This window comes from Agrococcus sp. DT81.2, assembly GCF_049844935.1.
Lineage (GTDB): Bacteria > Actinomycetota > Actinomycetes > Actinomycetales > Microbacteriaceae > Agrococcus.
Genome location: NZ_JBNCLZ010000014.1, coordinates 1 through 1,452 on the forward strand (window position 1 = coordinate 1; position 1,452 = coordinate 1,452).

General features: G+C 68.0%; 1 protein-coding gene. It reads right to left on the reverse strand.

Features of this window, described 5'->3' with window-relative positions:
* Nucleotides 1–39: 39 nt before the first annotated feature.
* Nucleotides 40–1,389: an IS256 family transposase gene (locus ACLQ21_RS15700; protein WP_425664908.1), complete on the reverse strand. Its 1,350-nt coding sequence runs from the start codon at nucleotides 1,387–1,389 to the stop codon at nucleotides 40–42.
* Between the last annotated feature and the right edge of the window lie 63 nt (nucleotides 1,390–1,452).

Genomic DNA, 1,452 nt, shown 5'->3' on the forward strand with positions numbered 1-1,452 from the left:
GAGCGTGTCAAGTCTTCTGTGTAAGCGGTGCGGTCATGGTCAGAGGTGGGGGTTGATGCGGTCGGGGTAGGCGAGGGAGAGCTGCTCGAGCGCTTGTTTCCAGTTCGTGGTGACTTGGCCTTCGACGAGGCGGCCGCTGGCTTTGCGCTGCTCTGAGCGGAGCCCTCGTTCCTTCTGCCGGTCTCTGGCGCGCTTGTCCTCGATGTCGCAGATCGCCAGCCAGAGCAGCTTCACGACGGCTTGGTCGTTGGGGAAGTGGCCGCGGTTCTTGGTGACCTTCCGCAGCTGGAAGTTCAGCGACTCGATCGAGTTGGTCGTGTAGATCACCCGGCGCAGCTCCGGCGGGAACGCGAGGAAGGGCGTGAACCGCTCCCACGCGTCACGGAACGTCCGCACCGCGGACGGGTGCCGCTGCCCGAGCTCGCTCGCCTCGAACGCCTCGAGCGCGTCGCGAGCCGCGTCGGCGGTCGCGGCCTGGTAGATCGGTTTCAGCGCGGCGGCGACGGCCTTGCGGTCGCCGTAGGAGACGAACCGCATGGCGGCGCGGATCAGGTGCACGACGCACGTCTGCACGGTCGCCTGCGGCCAGGTCGCCTCGACCGCTTCGGGGAAGCCGGTGAGGCCGTCGCAGCAGACGATCAGCACGTCCCGGACGCCGCGGTTGGCGAGCTCGGCGCAGACGGACGCCCAGAACTTCGCGCCCTCGGTCGCCTGCACCCAGATGCCCAGCACGTGCTTGATGCCGTCCATGTCCACGCCCACGGCGATATGGGCGGCCTTGTTGCGCACGTGCCCGCCGTCACGGATCTTGACGATGATCGCGTCGAGGAAGATCACCGGGTAGAGCGCCTCCAGCGGCCGCGACTGCCATGCGAGCACCTCGTCGCCGACCTGGTCGACGATCTTCGAGATCGTCTCGTGGGAGAGCTCCGTGCCGATCGTGGAGACGAGGTGGTGCTGGATGTCGCGCAGCGTCATCCCGCCGGCGTAGAGCGAGATGATCATCCCGTCGAGCCCGTCGAGGCGCCGCTGCCCCTTCGGCACCAGCATCGGCGTGAACGTGCCGTTCCGGTCGCGCGGGACCGCGAGATCGATGTCGCCGATCTCGGTCGCGACCGTCTTCGGCGTCGTGCCGTTGCGGGAGTTCTCGAACAGCGACGCCTCCGGGTCGCCGCGCTCGTAGCCGACATGCTCGGTCAGCTCCGCATCCAGGCCACGCTCGAGCGCGGCCTTCAGCATCCCGCCGATCAGCCCGCCCTCACCGGTGAGCGGCTCGCCCGCGTCGATCTTCGCGAAGATCTCATCCAGCGCGCCCGAGGACCTCAACCGGTCCGCGATCTCCTTCTGCTGCCGGCGACGCTCCTCGCGCTCCGGGTTCGGCTTCGTCATGGTCACAGTCTGTTCTCCTTCGAACGGCGACCCACCCGCTTACACAGACCATCTGACACCCCC